The sequence below is a fragment of the uncultured Butyricimonas sp. genome, assembly GCF_959596855.1.
Lineage (GTDB): Bacteria > Bacteroidota > Bacteroidia > Bacteroidales > Marinifilaceae > Butyricimonas > Butyricimonas muris.
In genome coordinates this window covers 1-19,487 of sequence record NZ_CAUFYA010000068.1, presented here as the reverse complement: position 1 = coordinate 19,487, position 19,487 = coordinate 1, and the positions used below count along the sequence as shown (strand labels likewise).

Genomic DNA, 19,487 nt, shown 5'->3' with positions numbered 1-19,487 from the left:
GTTACCTATTTGAAATTTTGAAAGCAAAGTAGCTGAAATATAAGCGGTTAGAGTTGTAGGTTCAAAACCCTGTCTCTCCGCCAAAGCAAGTCACTGAAAGAGAGTTAGCACACGGAAGCTGACTCTCTTTTTGCATCTAAAGGAATTCGAACCGAAGCGTCGGCAGGAGTTCGTAACGCATTCTCGAAGGGACTGAAAGTCCCGAGTCATCCCTCCCGTGCGCAGGCAATCTCCCCCAACTCCTCTTTTTTCGTAAGTTTCAATCATCGAAACCAATCTGTTTTGTTTCACTATATAACACGAAATCAGAACCCGTTGATGCTCGTTTTTACTATTCCGAACACTTTTTCTAATCCGTTGCGTTTTTAGTCTCACCTACTCCACACTATTATCGACATTAGAAACAATAATAATTCTTTATTTTCTCTAGTTTAAGGATATTTACATTCCCAAAGCACGACTTGAAAACACAAAAAATCAAGTCAATGATTGGATGGGACTTTTATTTTTACATAGAGAAGGAGTGATCGAACCTCGTACATACCGGGTCGACCACAGTGGAATATAATTTTAGGGAGAATATATGCATATTAATAGAATAAAAAGTTACTTAAATCTACTGCTATTCGCGGTACTTTTATTACCGGCTTCTTGTATCGATGAAAAAATACACCACGAAACAAAAGAAGGTTATATAGAAATTTCCGGTATCAATTCCCGCAGTTACACGGGAAGTTACGCAGGTGACGAAGCTGACAACAAAGTCGAGACGCTCCGCATTCTTGCATTCAACAAAACGAGCCGTGCCTGTGAAAACAATGTGCTGTACTACGGTTCCGCATTAGCCGAAAACACACTACGTCACCCGATCGAGCAAGGCGAATACGATTTTATCTTTCTGGCGAACGAACCCGCAGAGAACAGTATCAAAACAATACTCGACAATATCAGCGAATACGATGATCTGAAATCAATCGCATATCCCGCGACACATTTCACCTCCGAGCGTTCTATCCCCATGATCGCGGAAAACAACGGCGTGAAAATATTACCCGAGGGGAAGATTGAGGTAAATAACAACACAAATTCCGAATTAAAAATAGGACTCCGCCGACTGGCGGCACGCTTTGACGTCGTTCTGAAATCGACTATTGACTGGGGAACCACTAACACCGGGGAATTCAAGGGTATCACGTTATCGAACCTCCCGGACAGAGTGCCGCTTATATATGGCTTACCCAGTACCCCGCAATCAAACTCATATACATACGACGAACCAACTCTGCCTTATACCGGGACAAACATCACAAGGGACGTGATCCGCCAGTTCACACTAGCGGACAACGCCGGATATTTTGAAGTAGACCCGAGCCTGTTGACAGTCGAAGATCAGGCAAAAGGCCTTGTATGGGCAGCCAAAGTAAAGAGAATCATTCTCCCTTCCAGCTATTTCAACGTGAAGACAGCCGAGGCAAACGCGATCATGTTCACGGTCAACCTGATTGACAAATACAGTCCCTCGTGCAAGTTGAAAATCCTATCCGACCCGGATTACAGACTACCCGCCAACGCAAGACTGGAACTGATCGGTACGATCAAGGAACCTTTAGAAATGAATATACAGCCTGCTCCATGGACCCAAGATGAAACCGGTTGGGAAATATCCGGTATCCGCAAACTGAACGTGTCGCAAACAGAAGTTAAGATGACCGACCAAAACGGCGTTCGAATCTCTTTCTGGTCTAATATGCCGGTTGTGAAAGTACTCGACGTGGTAGAAAAAGAAGGAGCGGGCGACCGACCGACAAACGAAGTATTCAACTGCCTAACGGTAGATGCCAACAACACCTCCCCTTACCGTTTCCATTTCGACCCGACCACAGGTAGCGGGTACATGGACTTACTGATCGACGGTACCAACCGGATTTCCGGCACCCCTCACGACAGGACTGAAAACATGAGCGGTAAATATACGTTGACTTTATCGGCAGAGGATGAAAACGGCAAAAATCAATTACAAAGAACAATTACTGTCACGGTAACACAAACGGGGCTACGATTTGTACACAACCCCACGGCAAACGCCCACGGATTATTTAACGGCGTGTTTTTCAAACACGACCAAAAAGGCGAACGCATCATTACCGGACAACACGCCATAGACCGCCCGTGGTCTGTAACGGTACCCGATGATTTTCAAGATTGGCTCGTGGTAAGTGCCACGCCCAGTTTCGACCCGGGTGTCGGCACCGAATACCCCGGGGATGCCGAACACTATCAAGTGTTTCCCAACCCGTATAGGGCAGAGAAAGAGGGCAAGAAAATCGAAGGTATTAACGGGCGAATCTATTTCCGTATCGGCATCAAGGAGAGTTCCAATCACGTGCCGAGCAAGACTTCTGCTCCAAAATTCGGGTATGTCACTTTAACCTACTACCCGGGAGGCTGGCAAACCACCATGAGAATCTACGTTCGGCAAGGCGAAGCCCCGGCATACATATACAGCCCGAGCGATCCAATCCCGGATGTCGTTCATAACGGCTGGAACGGCAACACCGACATCACGGCACAAGTCCGGGCAGATATGCGCCTAACCTCAGCGAACACACGCCGGGGAGCGGTAAAATTCTCGCCTTATAACCTGACTACCCCCAAACTGGCAGGGTATACCGATCCCGACTACGAGAATGTTAATGCCAGAGGTGCCCAATTTGTCGACTTTCCTTCACAAGCGGGGGCATTCTTCCAGTGGGCGGTCGATTTACAAGGCAATACTGCAGGCATAAACTACACGGATTATTACCGGAGAGGCTTCAACCCGAGCAGGTCATCTCTAATCTCAGGTTTCCCGTGGGATTATCCCGAATTTCCCATCATGTGGGCAGGGGCTAGCGGCATACCTGCATATAAAAACACGTTTGAGATTTGCCCCACGGGCTATCGTCGTCCCACGGACGGGTACACGAATAAAGTATCATACAACGGATACTACGATTATTTGCCCGCCACGAATACACCCGCCATGAATCATTTGGAAGACGTGGAACAGTCCGAGTTAAGAGTTTCTTTATTTAACGTGCCCTTCGCGGGGAATGCAGCTTCAAGCGCGGACTATATTACCGTGTTCGACAACGTCGTGGGAACGAATACCGGTCCCGGCACGTATCCTTACGGGACAAGCGGCATCGCCCGCAAGCAGTTGAAGAATACAACCTTCACCTTTTACTCGGACGGATTCTTCGACAGGCGACCGATTAAGGAACCCTCGAACGGCAATTACGGCGTATCGATAGACAACAGCCATGCCGCTTATCAAGGGGTATTGTATTTCAACCCCACAACCTACGCATCCGTTTTCTTCCCTTCCGCCGGTCGTCTGAATAACACAAACGGAAAGCTGGAGGGTGCAGGTAGTACCGGTTATTACTGGTCAGCCAGCGTAAGCCCGCAATACACGAGAAACGAATTAATAACGGAAACCAATAACAGAACGGTTCGTTACGGGGGATGGTCATTCGAATCCGCATATAATTCCATAAACTTCAGGGTCGCGTACCAAGGTTTTGCTCAAACGATACGCTGCGTGGAAGAAGTGATTATTAACGTGAGATAGAAGATTACAATTGAGTTACTCACCGTCTTCGGTAATCTTTCCAATCACGGAATAATTCAATCATAAATCGAGAAATCATAAATCCCAAATTAAGACAGTGACTTGATAAACAAACTGATCCCGTCGAATATCATCTGCAAACCGATCGTGGCAACAATCAGCCCGATAATACGAATTAAAGGATTCATGAAATTGTACTTGATCAGGAAATTCCCGATACGACGGGCCTGTAACATACAGAATAGGTTCACGGCCAGAGCGATTAATATGGAAATAATCGTGATCTCGCGACCGTACTGAACGGGAAAAGTCACTGCCGCCGTGATCGTCGCGGGTCCCGCGATCATAGGAATAGCAATAGGCACCGTGGTAAGGTCTGCCAGCTTGATATGCTCATCCACTTTCAAAAAGAAACCTTTCAACAACCCGGACAAACCGTTATACATCAACACGGCACCGCAAGTGATTTGAAAAGAATACAACTCGACATGAAAAACATAACTGAACGTGAGCTCGCCAAGAAAAAGGAAAAACACCAGAATCAGCGCCGCCGTAATTGTTGACTTGATAGAAATATAGCGCAATTCCTTCAAACTAAATCTCTCTTGCAGAGAGGTTACGATCAACACTTTCTGTACCGGGTTCACCAACGCCAAAAGAGCCACGATACATCCTAATATCATTTTTACTGTCATGACCTGTGTATTTCAATTACATCGCGAAGATAGAGGATAAAAGATAAAAACTGAAAGATAAAAACTAAAAGTTAGTTTAGAGTTCACATTCTAAACTTTAAACTGGCAAGACTCTTTATAGTATTAATAAATTATATTACTTTTGAGCCTGTAAATTACATCATAATGAAAAGGCTGTTTTTACTAGATATACCTATATTTCTATTTTCTTTAGTATTCATTGTCAACGGGCTGCAAAAGACAATGACCGAGAGAGAGAGTATAGTGTACGTCCAAGAAGAACAGCTGTCTATCCCGGAAACCCAAGCGAATTTTCATTCTCATGACGGATTTTTCCACCACCTTCTGGCGGACGAGGGTATCACGATGCCTCACGGACGACGTTTCGGGTTGAACAAACCGCCAAAGACTAACGTGTATTTCCGAAACACGGTTAACGGTTTGAAAAACAAACCGCTCAAGTTAGCCATCGCAGAAAACACGAGGCATTTCATGCAATATCTTACTACCCGCCACAGTCAGGGATTTTATATTTATTCGCTAAAAGAGTTAATTTTATGACACAAAATATCCTTTACGGCGTACAAGGTGAATAAATATAGAATATTGTAAACTGAATTATATAATATGATCGATTGGCTTCAATCAATTCTCGATTGGTATATGTATAACGTGAACTACTGGAGTGTTCTCGTCTGTATGGCTATCGAGAGTACCATCATACCTTTCCCGTCAGAACTAATCGTGCCTCCGGCTGCGTGGAAAGCCGCAAACGGGGAACTCAACTTCGTGCTCGTTATCGTGTTCAGCACCATCGGGGCGGTTATCGGGGCATTGGCAAACTACGTGCTTGCCTGCACGCTGGGACGGAAATTCATTTACTCCTTCGCGGAATCACGCTGGGGAAAGATATGCGGCATGACAAAAGAAAAAATAGAAAAATCCGAACAATACTTTTTGAAATACGGCAAAAGTTCCACGTTAATCGGGCGACTGACTCCCGGCGTGAGAAGCCTTATCTCGCTCCCGGCAGGACTCGTGAGAATGCCGTTGAAAAGTTTTATATTATACACGGCAGTGGGAAGCGGCATTTGGAATCTGATTCTCGCCACCACCGGATATTTTCTGTATTCCCGAAAAGAACTGCTGGAAATGTATTTCACGGAAATAACCATCACGATGCTGGTCGTGGGATGCTGCTTTTTCGGGTACCTAATTATAAAGAACATTCGTAAAAAAAACAAATTAAATACAAAATCATAACATGGAATCACGCAAACACTACACGGGACTCACGGACAAACAAGTCGAGGAAAGTCGTGAAAAACACGGTTCAAACGTGTTGACGCCCCCGAAAAGGGACTCCCTGTGGCAAGTATTTATCGGGAATTTCGAGGATCCCGTCATTCGTATATTAATGGTAGCCGTTTTCCTTTCCGGGGGAATAGCCATTGCCATGTATTTCTCGGAAGGCATTATCGAGATAGCCGAAACCATCGGTATTGCCGTCGCCATTCTGCTGGCAACAGGCGTAGCCACGTGGTTCGTCTGGGATGCCAACAAGAAATTCGATGTGCTGAATCAAGTGAACGACGACACATTGGTAAAGGTCATCCGTAACGGCAACGTACACGAGGTGGCAAAAAAAGACATCGTGGTCGATGACATCGTGATACTGGAACAAGGAGAGGAGATCCCCGCCGACGGGGTACTGTTGGAAGCCCTCTCTTTGCAGGTCAACGAATCGAGCCTCACGGGAGAACCCGTTGCCAACAAGACGACGATCGAGAGCGAATTTAATATGGAGGCTACCTATCCCTCCAATCACGTGATGCGGGGAACCACCGTCGTGGACGGTCACGGAGTGATGCAAGTACTCGCCGTGGGCGACTCTACCGAGTTCGGACGAGTGGCTGAAAAATCATCGGAGAAAAGCGAAGAACCAACCCCACTGGACACGCAACTCGAATCACTCGCCAAATTCATCGGAGTGATCGGGTTCTGCGGTGCGGCCGTGATGTTCACGATACTGTTTATTAAAGGGTTGTTTTTCAACCCGACCTATCCCACTCCCGAACTGGGACAACTGGGATTGATCGGTGCGGTGATTATCGCTGCCGTTATCATGCTGGCAAAAGTCTGGGTACCCGTTGTTTACGACGTGTATTCTTTACAAGGCAAGGACAAACCGCTTCCGAAGAGTATTGCCGCGGGAGGTTGGGGACGCTGGATACTTTACGGTCTGGGAGCATTGGTCGTGATGCTCGCTATCGGTCTGGCATTCGGTGTGAAACCGTGGGACCCGCACGCGTGGATTCCGCTGGGACTCGGCAAAAAGATTCTTTCCGCTTTCATGGCTTCCGTTACCCTAATCGTGGTGACCGTGCCGGAAGGATTGCCGATGAGCGTTACCCTCAGCCTCGCGTTGAGCATGCGCAAGATGTTGAAATCCCACAATCTCGTGCGGAAAATGCATGCTTGTGAAACCATGGGCGCAACGACCGTGATCTGCACGGATAAAACGGGTACGCTGACGCAAAACCAGATGACGGTGTACAAGACAAACTTCTACGGGTTGGATGGCGAACGTCTGTCTGATAACGAATACTCGAAACTACTCGCGGAGGGGATCGCCATGAACACGACAGCTTTTCTGGATTTCAGCGACCCGGAGAAGGTAAAAACACTGGGCAACCCTACCGAGGCGGCGTTGTTACTCTGGCTGAACGACCAAGGTATCAATTACGCGGAATCGCGGGAAAGTGTCACGGTGATTGAACAGCTGACATTCTCCACCGAACGGAAATACATGGCAACCCTCGTGCAATCACCTACTTTCGGGAAGAAAATCCTGTACGTGAAAGGTGCCTCGGAAATCCTTTTCGGATACTGCAAAAACGCTATTGTCGGCGACAAAACAGTACCTATCGCCGAGCAACAACCCGCAATCGAGGAACAATTGCTCGAGTACCAAAATCAAGCAATGCGAACGCTCGGGTTCGCTTACCAGATCATTGAAGACGACGAACCGCATTTTAAAGACGGACGATTGTATAACACGGAATTGACATTTCTCGGCATCGTTGCCATATCCGACCCCATCCGCCCGGATGTGCCGGATGCCGTACAACGCTGCTTCGACGCCGGAATCCAAGTTAAGATGGTAACAGGGGACACCCCGGGTACCGCGAAGGAGATCGGGCGGCAAATCGGGTTATGGACAGAAAAAGATACAGACCAAAACCTGATTACCGGGGTTGAATTTGCCAAACTGACGGATGAGGAAGCCCTCGACCGGGTACTCGACATGAAGATCATGTCGCGGGCGCGACCATTGGACAAACAACGGTTGGTACAACTGTTACAGCAAAAGAAACAAGTCGTGGCAGTAACGGGTGACGGAACAAACGACGCCCCCGCGTTGAATCACGCTCACGTCGGACTATCCATGGGTAGCGGAACATCGGTAGCCAAGGAGGCCAGTGATATTACCCTGCTCGACGACTCGTTCAGCAGTATCACCTCCGCCGTGATGTGGGGACGTTCCGTGTACCAGAACATACAACGCTTCGTGCTGTTCCAGTTGACGATCAACGTGGCTGCCTTGATTATCGTGCTATTGGGGTCGTTGTTCGGTTCCGAACTGCCGATCACGGTAACGCAAATGCTGTGGGTAAACTTAATCATGGATACATTCGCGGCAGGAGCACTCGCCTCTCTCCCACCCAGTCCGGACGTGATGAAACGGAAACCGAGGGACTCGAATGCCTTTATTATCGTACCGCGGATGCGCACACTTATCCTAACCACGGGTATCGCTTTTGTGGTAATCTTGATGAGCTTACTCTATATACTATCCCACTACGCAGGAGGAATAGACGCCGCCACACCGCAAGGCTTGGACAACCTGACGATTTTCTTTACCGTGTTCGTGATGTTGCAATTTTGGAATATGTTCAATGCCAAGACCTTCGGCACGAACGAATCCGCTTTCAAGAACCTTTCCAAGAGCGAAGGATTCCTTACTGTCGGGTTGGCCATTGTCGTGGGACAAATCCTCGTGGTAAACTTCGGGGGAAGCGTATTCAGAACAGTACCCCTCTCGTGGACGGAATGGATATGGATCACGGCTGCAACCTCGCTGGTGTTGTGGGTAGGCGAAATATTCCGGGCAATAAAGAGAAGAAAAGAAAAATAAGTCCGTAAGGTCCATAAGCTCACGGGTGTCCTTCGGACAGTGTTTATCGGCAGCATATAGCTACCGTAGACAAAGCGCCCCGCAGGGGACCATGGACCTTATAGACCTTATGGACTTTACAGACTTTATAGACCCAAATTGATTAAATTATGAAAAGAAACAGCTCAAATTACTGGATATATCTGGGAATGATTAGTGTATTCGGGGTGTTGATCTACCTTGCCCTGTGTTCGGGCGAGCGTTTTGACCATCACCCGGGAACAGGTATAATGCCCACAAGTGCCGGGGCATTCGAACTGTTCACGAACATTATTTCCGATAATATGACAAATTCATTGACGATACTGTTATTACAGATCATCGTGATTTTGCTTACCGTCCGGGTGTTCTCTTATCTTTTCAAATATATCGGGCAACCGGGTGTGATGGGAGAAATCGTGGCAGGTATCGTCCTCGGTCCCTCTCTACTAGGATATTTCTTCCCGGAATTTTCCGCTAACCTGTTCCCTCCCGAATCACTGGACAACCTCAACCTGCTTAGCCAAATCGGGCTAGTATTGTTTATGTTCGTTATCGGGTTGGAACTGGATTTCAGCGTATTGAAAAACAAGCTGAATGAAACGCTCGTTATCAGTCACGCGGGGATAGTGGTACCTTTCTTCCTTGGCGTGGTGGCAGCAATCTGGGTATACGAGGATTATGCTTCGGGACAAACGGCGTTTCTGCCCTTCGCTCTCTTTATCGGGATATGCATGAGTATCACGGCATTTCCCGTGTTGGCACGCATCGTGCAGGAACGGAACATGACGAAAACATCCGTGGGGATGCTTTCTATTGCCTCGGCTGCCAATGACGACGTGACAGCGTGGTGTCTGCTGGCAATCGTTATAGCACTCGCCAAGGCGGGAACTTTTGTCAGTGCCCTGTACACGATCGGACTAACACTGATTTATATTGTTTTCATGTTTCTCGTGATGCGTCCCTTCCTGCGGAAGATCGGTGAAACTTACGCCTATTCGGAAGTGATTAACAAAACATTCGTGGGGTTTATATTCCTTATACTTGTCTTGTCATCGGCAATAACGGAAATCATCGGGATTCATGCCCTGTTCGGTGCGTTTATCGCCGGAGTGGTTATGCCCACGAATATAGGATTCCGCAAAGTGATGATGGAAAAAGTGGAAGATGTTTCACTCGTGTTCTTTCTTCCGTTGTTTTTTGCCTTCTCGGGTTTACACACCGAAATAGGTTTGATTAACACACCTGAATTGTGGGGCGTTTGCTTGCTGTTTATCGTGGTAGCCATTGCCGGAAAATTCGGGGGCTGCACCCTTGCCGCCCGTGCCGTCGGGGAGAATTGGAAAGACAGTCTTATCGTGGGAACATTGATGAATACACGGGGACTGATGCAACTCGTGGCACTGAATATCGGCTTCGAAATGGGTATTCTCACCTCGGAGATGTTCGTGGTATTACTGCTAATGTCGCTACTGACAACGTTCATGGCAACACCTATGCTTTCGCTTGTCGAACGGATATTCTCGAAACAAAAAGAAAGCAAGGGACACCGGGAGAAGGTGCTACTCTCGTTCGGTAGACCGGAAACAGGAAAAACACTATTGAATATTGCCGATTTGATGTTGGGACATCGTTTGCAATCGAGCCTGATCACCGGGATACACTTCACGTTAGGGACCGACCTCAACCCAGCCAAGGCAGATGAATACGAGCAAGAAAGCTTTATCCCCTTACGGGAAGAAGCAGAACATTTGCAATTACACGTTCAAGAGCGTTACCAAGTGACTGACAGGCTTATTCCCGAAATGGTAAAAATAGCGCGACAGGAACAGGTAGACCACCTTTTCCTCGGCGCCGGACAACAGTTCATGATGGGGAATGACGTTCCCGCGGGCACATTCGGCAAGAAGTTCACCACGGTTTCCCGTTGGCTGAAACAACTCAAGAATCACCCGTTGCATCTGCCGGGAACGTTGTTAAGGCAGAAACTGGAATCTATCATGGAACACGTGGATTGCTCCGTGGGCATCTTTGTCAACCGGGGTTTCACGCACGCATCTTACATCCTGCTACTCGTGGATAATGAAACTGACCTTTTCCTGTTCAATTACGCGCAAACCCGTCTGGGAGAACAAAGTATGACGATACGCATCTGCTTTACAGACGAACACCCGAACGAAACCGTGCTTGCCCGAGTCACGTCCGACTTCGTGCAACGCAATACCGCGAAGTTTATTCTGGATAAACCTCTGGTTACCAATCCTCTCGCAGAGGACAAAGAAAGCCTGTTGGTTTTAAGTTACGCAACTTGTCAGAAACTGTCGAAAGACCAGAATCTGTTTGCCAAGTTACCCTCACTTCTAATCATACGGCCTCAAATAAATACGGAAAATACAAATAAATAGATATGGAATTTTTTATCATTATAGGACTTATTCTTTTAAATGGAGTGCTCGCCATGTCGGAGATAGCGATGGTGTCGGCACGTAAATCGCGTCTTGAGACGGAAGCCAGAACAGGGAACAAATCTGCTCGGCGGGCTTTGAAACTCGCCAACGAGCCGGATCGTTTCCTGTCGACCGTCCAAATCGGGATCACCCTTATCGGTATCCTTACCGGTCTTTATTCGGGACAGGCTTTAGCCGGGGATCTCGCCGTATGGGTGGAGAAAATAGAGGCATTGCAACCTCACGCCCTGCTAATTTCTAAAACAATCATCGTGATCGTGGTGACTTACCTGACTCTAATCTTCGGGGAATTGGTTCCGAAACGTATCGGGATGGTTGCTGCCGAACGGATGGCCAAGATTATTGCCGCCCCGATGGACATACTCTCCCGTATAGCATCCCCGTTCGTGTGGCTGCTCTCTGCCAGCACCTCATTTATGATGCGGGTACTCGGTCTTAATAAAACAGGCAGCAATAAAATCACGGAAGAAGAGATCAAGGCTATCATACAGGAAAGTACCGCGGAAGGCGAGATTCAAGAAGTGGAACAGGACATCGTGGAGCGTGTATTCAATCTCGGCGACAGGGATATTGCCTCCATCATGACGCATCGCAGTGATCTGGTATGGCTTAATATCACGGACTCCAACGACCGGATTCGTGAAATAGTCAAAACAAACCTACACACGATTTACCCCGTGTCGGATACCAAACTGGATAATATTGTAGGTGTCGTGTTCCTAAAAGACCTCTTCGGAAAGATCGACGCACCGGACTTTAATCTGAAAGCCCTCGTCCGTCCCCCGCAATATTTTCCGCAAAACCAAAGCGTGTACAACGCGCTGGAACATTTGAAACAAGGACATCTCAAATACGGGCTGGTCACAGATGAATTCGGGAGCATCGAGGGTATCGTAACCTTGAAAGATATCGTGAAAGCCCTCATCGGCGACGTTCCCGAAATAGGTGAAGAACCGGATATCGTGCAACGGGATAACGGGACATTCCTCGTGGACGGTCAATGTCCCTTCTATGATTTTCTCGCCTATTTCGACATGGAATTCCTATACACGAACCACTATTATAACACGTTGAGCGGTCTGATCCTAAAAATACTGGAACACATCCCTCGCACCGGGGAAAAACTGGTATGGTATAACTTCGAATTTGAAATCGTGGATATGGACGGGGCACGTATAGACAAGGTACTTGTCAAAATAAATAAAGAGTAAGGACTTATTAAAGTTCCTTACTCTCACACCATCAACACCTTGCAACATTATTTGGTCTTTATGGTATCTTGTGTATATCACTTATGATCCCCGCACTCGTGGTTACAAGCAATGCCCGAATCCAACAGAAAACCCTTGAGGTAACCTTCCGTGACTTTCCGCACATCACCCTTGCAGCCGCGAAGTACTTTTATTCCCTGCTCGCTTAATTTATTCAAAGCACCATCCCCCATACTTCCGGCAAGCATGACGGTAACACCTTTCTCCCGTAACACGGCTGCAATATCCGATTTACAACCGCATCCTTGCGGAGAAGGAAGCGTTTCAACACTTGTAATGTTTTTCATGTCGTCGACGGTAAACAAGGTATAATACTCACAATGCCCGAAGTGGTCGTCCACCGCGTTGTCTTTGGTTGGTACAGCAATTCTCATGATTAAATTCCTTTCTTTATAGTTTCTATTGAAAAATCACTCTTTATAGATAGAGGAACAAATGTACTGTTTTTTTTATTGAATAGTACCCCTAGGCAGAAATAAATATTTATTCATTACGAATAATGATAAACATCTTTTCATAAAAACTCGCTAACCGAAACTATTACAAGGCCATTTTTCTCATTCCATACAACTTATTGTAATATTCATTATTATTTCTAACTTTGTAATGGAAAGAAAATTACCCACACAAGCATGACGAAAACACAGCTTAGAAGGGTAGAGTTAGAAGATGAAAAAAAGAGTGTTGGCATTTATAATTTTACTTTGAAAGGAAGGAGAAAAGTGAAAGTAAAATATATAATTCGATATTTATATGCAATACAAATAAATTTATATATAGACACAATACTTGTTGAAAAAGGATTTATTGTACACGATATAAAAAGCTAAAACGGGCAATAATTAACAGGTTTAAAAACCTCTTAAGATTTATGCTTGAACAATGAAAAAAAAGAATGTTCGATGCACGGGGATAGGTATGTCAAAATTTTAACGGGAATTAAAGTCTGACATGAATCGAGGGAAAAGATAGAACCCGGAGAATCGAAGAATTAACAACCAGCTAAACCAATATGAACAACAAGATTATAGAACATCCGAGTTGTCATAGTGTTGACAATTTGAATAAACCACAAATAGAAACTGTTAGTATTCCGAAAGGTACAACGGGATGCTTGGAACTTAATCATAACGAGGTTGCTTTTTTCTTGGAAAGGCGCTTGAAGTTTATCTTCGGTAACTTCCATGAACACGAAAGCAAGAAAGGGCAAATTCTATTTCTCCCTGTTGGAGAACGATATTTTTATCGCGCACCGACTAATGCTATCGTCATGGTCTTCAGGTTGCATGGTCCGTTAAAACTGTGCGACAACTACCCCGTGGAGAAACTATACGGAGCGAAAGCCTTTGTTACGGGAAATAATTGCAAACCTCGGAAAGAAAAACTAAACATGTTACAAATTAATTCACACCTATGGCATTTCCTTGACGGGATAAATAATTGCCTCACGGACGGGATCAATTGTAATTACTATTTTGAATTGAAAATCAAAGAGTTCTTCTTATTATTGAGGACATATTACACGAAGGAAGAAATTCACGACTTTTTCCAACAGATACTGACAAAGGACACCATATTCTCTGAATTTGTGAGACTTAACAGTAAACGTTTCCGAACGGTTACAGAAATTGCAGACGCGATGAATCTATCGCCGAAGCAATTCGCTAAAAAATTCGTGGAGATATTCAAGGAAACTCCTTACCAGTGGATGAAAGCAAACAAAGCAAAGGTTATTCAAGATGAAATCACCTCGACCAACAAGCCTTTCAAACAGATAGCTTACGAAAACGAGTTCAGCACAATTGCCCAATTCACGAAGTTTTGCAAGAAAGAAATAGGTAAAACACCCAGTAGTATAAGGGCCAGTGTAGAGTAAACAAATCTGTGTCCCAAATAATTTGCAAAAATTCACGGGGACATTTAACAAGACTTCTAGCAACAGAAAGAAGGCAGGATAATTCCAAGAGGATCACCTATATTAATAAGTTATTCAAGCAGATAGCATACAGAAACAAGTTTAGTTCGATGACTTGATTCACGGTATTTTATACCATGAAAATAGGCTCAACACCCACTTGTATAAGGGTTGGTGTGAAATTGCAGGCTGAAATTGCAAACAAAAAGGGAGAAATTGATAAATACAATTTAATACTCATAGCGTATTTTTGACAAACCATTTAGGGTTAAAGGTCTTTCCGGAAATCACCCGAAGCCGGAAGTAAAATAGTTGAAGTCCGCAATACATATTAATGATTCAACAAATTCGGGTAGGATTGATGTTACGATATGGAGGGAATTTTTAAAAAGATTAAAAGGGATAGATTCAGAGGTATGCTTATACTGCTCTTGACCATTTGTGTGGCTTGTATCGACGAGATGCAAACCCCGGTCAACGAGGAAGCATACATATCTATTGATGGAATTATCAGCCGGGCACACAATGGTGTGCATGATGGTGATTCGGAAGATTACATTGTTAATACGCTTCGCGTCATGGCATTTGACGCACAAGGTGACATTAAAAGTAACAAACAATATAATATAGGAGTTAGTACAACGATTAAACATCCGATTAAAACGGGAATATATAACCTAGTGTTCATTGCCAATGAACCCCATAATATATCTGTCGTTAACGCATTGGATGGAGTGACGTCACAAATTGACTTTGACACGATTTCTTTCCCCGCCTCGGCTTTTACATCCGAAGAAATTATTCCAATGATACAAAGAGTGGATAACGTGGAAATCCTAAGCGGTGGTAAAATCAAGGTTAATGGCGGAAGTGAAGCCTCACTTTTAAAATTAGTCCTAAACAGACTTGGAGTACGCCTTGACATTATTTTAAAAGCAAAGGAAAACCTGAGTCAGGCGTTTGCCGGAATTACTTTCAGTAATATCCCGGACAGAGTACCCTTGTCTGCCAACTATAATATTGCACAAATTAACCGTAACGTAACCCGCACCCTTACCCCGACAGATAACGGCAGTCATTTCTCGGACGAAACACCTTCGGGAGCCGACATCGTGTGGCAAAAAAAAGTGACTAGGATTATCGTACCCTCTAATTACTTTACTCCTACATCCGTCCAAAGCAACGCGATGAAAATGACAGTAAATTTAGAAGATAAATATAACCCGGATGCCAATCTGAGAATCGAAAATAATAATTATACACTCCCGGCAAACACGAAACTGGACGTGATCGCCACGATTAAGATGCCGTTGGAAGTCAACATCAAAGCATCCGAATGGAGCCCGCTCTGGAATAACTGGATTGTTGATGGCGAACGCATGTTAAACGTATCCCAAATAGAGGCAACAATAACGCCGCTGAACGGAGTACGAATTTCGTTCTCGTCAAATATGCCTCACGTGTGGGTTGCCGAAAACTGTTACGATCAGAATAATCAACCGCAACTCACGGCAGCTTTATTCAATGAATTAGTCGGAAGTTGGTGGAATAATGAAAACCCTAGCCGCTTTGTTTACAATTACGATCCAACCACAGGTATTGGAGAAGGATACATGGACATTATCATCCAAGGTAGTCAAAGCGGATTTACCGTGGGACAAATCAATCAACATAAACTCGTATTATGTGCCGGATTGGAAAAAAATGACAAAGGAAACCTGCAACGGGAGATCACGATCAACACGAATATGCTTTTCGATCATGGCTACTACAACGAAATGGTGAGTAGAACCGATTACGTGAGTACATTCCACAAACACAGCGAACGCGGGGAACGAGTAATTTCCAATTTCCGTAATTTCACCACATGGAATGGCACGGAATGGAATGATGTCAGGGTATTCGATTCCAATGGAGTTGAAACAACAGACCATGGTTGGTTTGATTATCAATTACAATGGAAAGCAAAGATTATTTCAGGAGATGATTTCTTTGTTATCAGCCCGACACCGAGTTTTGACCCGCATTTAGGAACCGACACACCCGACAATCCGGAAAGATATCCGGTAACCGACGGAAGAACCGAAATCACGGGATACGGGAGGACTTACTTCCGCGTGGGGATGAAAAATCAATACGCGACAGGAAGCACGAACAAGTATGGAGCTATCGAAGTCACCGTATATGACTACAGTCAACAAGCCATTGCCACTTACACGATTTATGTGCGTCAAGGTGAAACGGACGACTATCTGATGCGCCCCGGCGATGCCATATTAGGCGGCTCCATGCAAGGTGCATCACGGAGTAAAGCAAGAAAAGTACCGGCTTACAATTTAACCGCACCGGAATTTAAAACAAACCCGTGGACAACAACGGAATATGTAAAGTTAACCCCGTCGCAATACACGGGAGGTCCGGGTTACGCGAACTATTTTACCGATTATCCTTCGCAGGCAGGGGCACATTTCCTCGGGATGATTCCCTCGTACAAGGATGCGGCTTACACGGCTTACCAACGGAGAGCTTATACCCCGTTCAAAGATATCATATCCAACTGGATAGATAAAGACAACGGTGTTATAAATGATTGGGAAGAAGAAAACTATGGTACAATTTACTGGGGAACCGGGACAAATCGTGCTGATAACGAAGTCTGTCCCCCGGGGTATCACCGTCCTGTCGATTGGTCGGAAACCAGTCGTTCGGGCGAAATGGATACACAAGCAGCTCTTGCATGGTCAGAGATACGTCAAAGTCTGTTCCAGAACCCGCCTTCCGGCGTCGTGAACTATTCACAGTCCGGGAAGCTAAATGCAGTATGGGGCAAGGTCGCCGATGGATTCTATGACCGCCACAGAACTGAATTATGGGGTAGTTTAGCTGTTTCCAGTACAAACGCCAATGCGGCGTATGCGGGTACACTATTCTATAACCCGAATAATTACGCTTCAGTGTTCTTCCCCGGTGCCGGACGTAGAGACGTAGGGTACGAGTATGATATAATAGAAGTACCGGGTAAATTAATGTATATGGGAGGGGCCGGATATTATTGGACAACCGCCTTGGCTCCAAAAGCAGGCGTGGTCGAGTATGGTAGTTCTGTACTATTCGTCAGTGGTCCGCTTTGGGATAAAGCTGTGGGATTCATGAGTCTGAGTGCAAATACCCATGGTCTTTCAGTCAGATGTTTCGTAACAGAAAACATCTCAGTACGATAAATTAAAATAAAGTATATGATGAGTTGGCAAAAATATAACATACAATTTCTCTTCACCTTAATCATGGCACTGGTATTGTTCGCCTCGTGTATCGACGAGACAACAGTTCCGGAAGAGGAGCCTGTTGTGTCTGACGACAAGGTACAACTCGAATTGTTTACCAGAATTGACCCGTACAATATCCCAAACGCGCGTTCCATGGCCAATGAATATTACGTGGACACGAAACCTTGGATACTTGTATTCAAAGGGAATGATGCCAAATTCGCGGAAGCCGTTCAGGTTATAGAAGTCAGCGGAATCAACAAGAGATACGCCGTCCTCACGAAACAATCGGAACCGTGTTGGTTATTGATTCTGGCTAACCCGCAAGACTATTTCTACACGAGTGCCACACAAAGTTATACTTATTCCGTGGGAACCTTGGGAACTGCCTTGCAGGATAAATCATTGAGCGAGGCATGCCGGATGCTGCGCACCCAACCGTTGAATAACCCGCAAACCACGATACCGTTCGTGAACACAACAAACAGCATACCACTCCCGATGAGCCACGTGGAAGACTTACCGGACGGGATAAACGAAAGCACGAAAATAGGAAGTACCAATCAACAGATTGAACTTACCCGTGCTGTCGCAAGAGTGGAAATAATAGACAAAACAGCCAACTCCCGTTTTGACTTCAAAGGTATAACAATGGTCGCAAATGCTTCAAGACAAGGACTATTACATAATTTCACCGGCACACTGGAAAATATCCCCGCCGATCAAACAGAATACAGGCACGATGCTTCGTATTCGGCAGACATCGTTCAAGCCGTTCTGGAAGGAACAGAAAAGAACACGACAGCAAGTCCCGTTTATCTTTACGAGGCAAAAGATCAAAATGACATATATCTGATTATACGTGCTACTTATGACGGAGAAGAATGTTTCTACAAATTGGCCATTGTCGATGGAGAAGGAACACGCATGGACATAAAAAGAAACCAACGGTACATATTCAATATCACTCAAGTCAGAGGTAGCGGTTATTACTCGGTAGCTGATGCGAAAGCATCCTTGGCATCAAATACAAACTTGGATTACACGATCACCGTACGCGACGAATCTTCCTATGAAATAAGTTCGAACAACGATTATTACATGGGAGTCAGTAACTCACATTACATCGTATACGGCGATGTCGGTACAACCAGAGAATTTCACGCTTTCACGTTATCGACAGACTGTATACGCCCGTTCCCCGATAAAAGAACGATCACGGTTTCTCCCGGATTGACATTGACGAACCCGGGTACTAATGTACTCCCCATCGTCACGAATACCAGCCCGGAAAAGACGGAGATTAAGCTAAGACTCGATGCCGCATTCAGCACGGGTACCGTCAAACTGGAACTGGGAAATCTGGAAAAAACAGTAAATATCGAACGTCGGGATAGATTATCCCGGCTCGAGAACACGCTGACTTTCCCCGAATTCTACTGCCTATCCGGTTACGTGGAAGAAGATGATGCCAAGAACTGGATTCAATTACATTCCTCTTCCGGTGCACGGGACGTGACAGACCAGATTATCGTGGAAGACGGAGTCATAAAAATATACGTGACAAGAAATAGTTCAGGGAAAAGATACGGCACAGTCTATCTGACGACCATACAGAATCCCGGAACGTCGGCAAGTCACATCGTGCGTATCAAGATATATATAACGCAACAAGAAGTAATCAACGTGTAATTAAATAAAGAAAAGATGACGATATTAAAAAAGGTACTGATAGCAACGTTGTTCATGGTCGGGTGGATACTACCCGAGGCGAACGCACAAAAAGTTGCCGTGAAAAGTAACTTATTGTACGATGCCACCACGACAATCAACCTTGGAGTGGAAGTTGGCTTGGCACGCAAGTGGACATTGGATGTACCCTTCAATTACAACCCGTGGAAACCGGCCAACGGCAGACGATTGGCACACTTCGGCGTGCAACCGGAAGTGCGTTATTGGTTCTGCGAGCGTTTCACCCGTATGTTCGTCGGGGTACACGCACATTACGCCGATTTCAACGTTGGTGGCTGGCCTAACTGGTCG

12 protein-coding genes are annotated in these 19,487 nt (G+C 45.6%); 10 read left to right on the top strand and 2 right to left on the bottom strand.

All coding sequences use genetic code 11. The features are described from left to right. The first annotated feature begins 583 nt into the window (after window positions 1–583). The gene (locus tag Q5866_RS19535) at window positions 584–3,613 is read left to right on the top strand and encodes a hypothetical protein (protein WP_303182007.1); all 3,030 of its coding nucleotides are present in this window, start codon (window positions 584–586) and stop codon (window positions 3,611–3,613) included. Window positions 3,614–3,702: 89 nt separating this feature from the next. Here Q5866_RS19535 and Q5866_RS19530 read toward each other — a convergent pair whose 3' ends face one another. Further along, window positions 3,703–4,308 (bottom strand): MarC family protein, encoded by a 606-nt coding sequence (locus Q5866_RS19530; protein ID WP_099293171.1) that lies wholly within the window; start codon window positions 4,306–4,308, stop codon window positions 3,703–3,705. A gap of 165 nt (window positions 4,309–4,473) precedes the next feature. Here Q5866_RS19530 and Q5866_RS19525 point away from each other — a divergent pair, with 165 nt between their 5' ends. From Q5866_RS19525 to Q5866_RS19505, 5 genes are all read left to right on the top strand, one after another. Then, entirely contained in the window at window positions 4,474–4,869 is a 396-nt protein-coding gene (locus Q5866_RS19525; protein ID WP_099293172.1) for a hypothetical protein, read from the top strand. 66 nt (window positions 4,870–4,935) lie between these two features. Continuing rightward, window positions 4,936–5,571: a DedA family protein gene (locus tag Q5866_RS19520; protein ID WP_303182005.1), complete on the top strand. Its 636-nt coding sequence runs from the start codon at window positions 4,936–4,938 to the stop codon at window positions 5,569–5,571. Between the two features lies 1 nt (window position 5,572). After that, window positions 5,573–8,506 (top strand): calcium-translocating P-type ATPase, PMCA-type, encoded by a 2,934-nt coding sequence (locus Q5866_RS19515; protein ID WP_303182004.1) that lies wholly within the window; start codon window positions 5,573–5,575, stop codon window positions 8,504–8,506. Window positions 8,507–8,655: 149 nt separating this feature from the next. Beyond that, complete coding sequence (locus Q5866_RS19510) at window positions 8,656–10,929, top strand: cation:proton antiporter (protein WP_303182003.1); 2,274 nt, start codon at window positions 8,656–8,658, stop codon at window positions 10,927–10,929. Window positions 10,930–10,931: 2 nt separating this feature from the next. Beyond that, the gene (locus tag Q5866_RS19505) at window positions 10,932–12,203 is read left to right on the top strand and encodes a hemolysin family protein (RefSeq protein WP_303182002.1); all 1,272 of its coding nucleotides are present in this window, start codon (window positions 10,932–10,934) and stop codon (window positions 12,201–12,203) included. A 77-nt stretch (window positions 12,204–12,280) separates the two neighbouring features. Here the strand turns inward: Q5866_RS19505 and Q5866_RS19500 are convergent, their stop codons facing one another. Then, complete coding sequence (locus Q5866_RS19500) at window positions 12,281–12,637, bottom strand: NifB/NifX family molybdenum-iron cluster-binding protein (protein ID WP_227215543.1); 357 nt, start codon at window positions 12,635–12,637, stop codon at window positions 12,281–12,283. A gap of 638 nt (window positions 12,638–13,275) precedes the next feature. Here Q5866_RS19500 and Q5866_RS19495 point away from each other — a divergent pair. From Q5866_RS19495 to Q5866_RS19480, 4 genes are all read left to right on the top strand, one after another. Continuing rightward, window positions 13,276–14,139: an AraC family transcriptional regulator gene (locus tag Q5866_RS19495; RefSeq protein WP_303182000.1), complete on the top strand. Its 864-nt coding sequence runs from the start codon at window positions 13,276–13,278 to the stop codon at window positions 14,137–14,139. A gap of 455 nt (window positions 14,140–14,594) precedes the next feature. Next, entirely contained in the window at window positions 14,595–17,399 is a 2,805-nt protein-coding gene (locus tag Q5866_RS19490) for a fimbrial protein (RefSeq protein ID WP_303181999.1), read from the top strand. 15 nt (window positions 17,400–17,414) lie between these two features. Next, entirely contained in the window at window positions 17,415–19,136 is a 1,722-nt protein-coding gene (locus Q5866_RS19485) for a DUF4906 domain-containing protein (RefSeq protein ID WP_303181998.1), read from the top strand. 15 nt (window positions 19,137–19,151) lie between these two features. After that, a partial coding sequence (locus Q5866_RS19480) for a DUF3575 domain-containing protein (protein ID WP_303181997.1) occupies window positions 19,152–19,487 on the top strand: 336 nt, incomplete at its 3' end.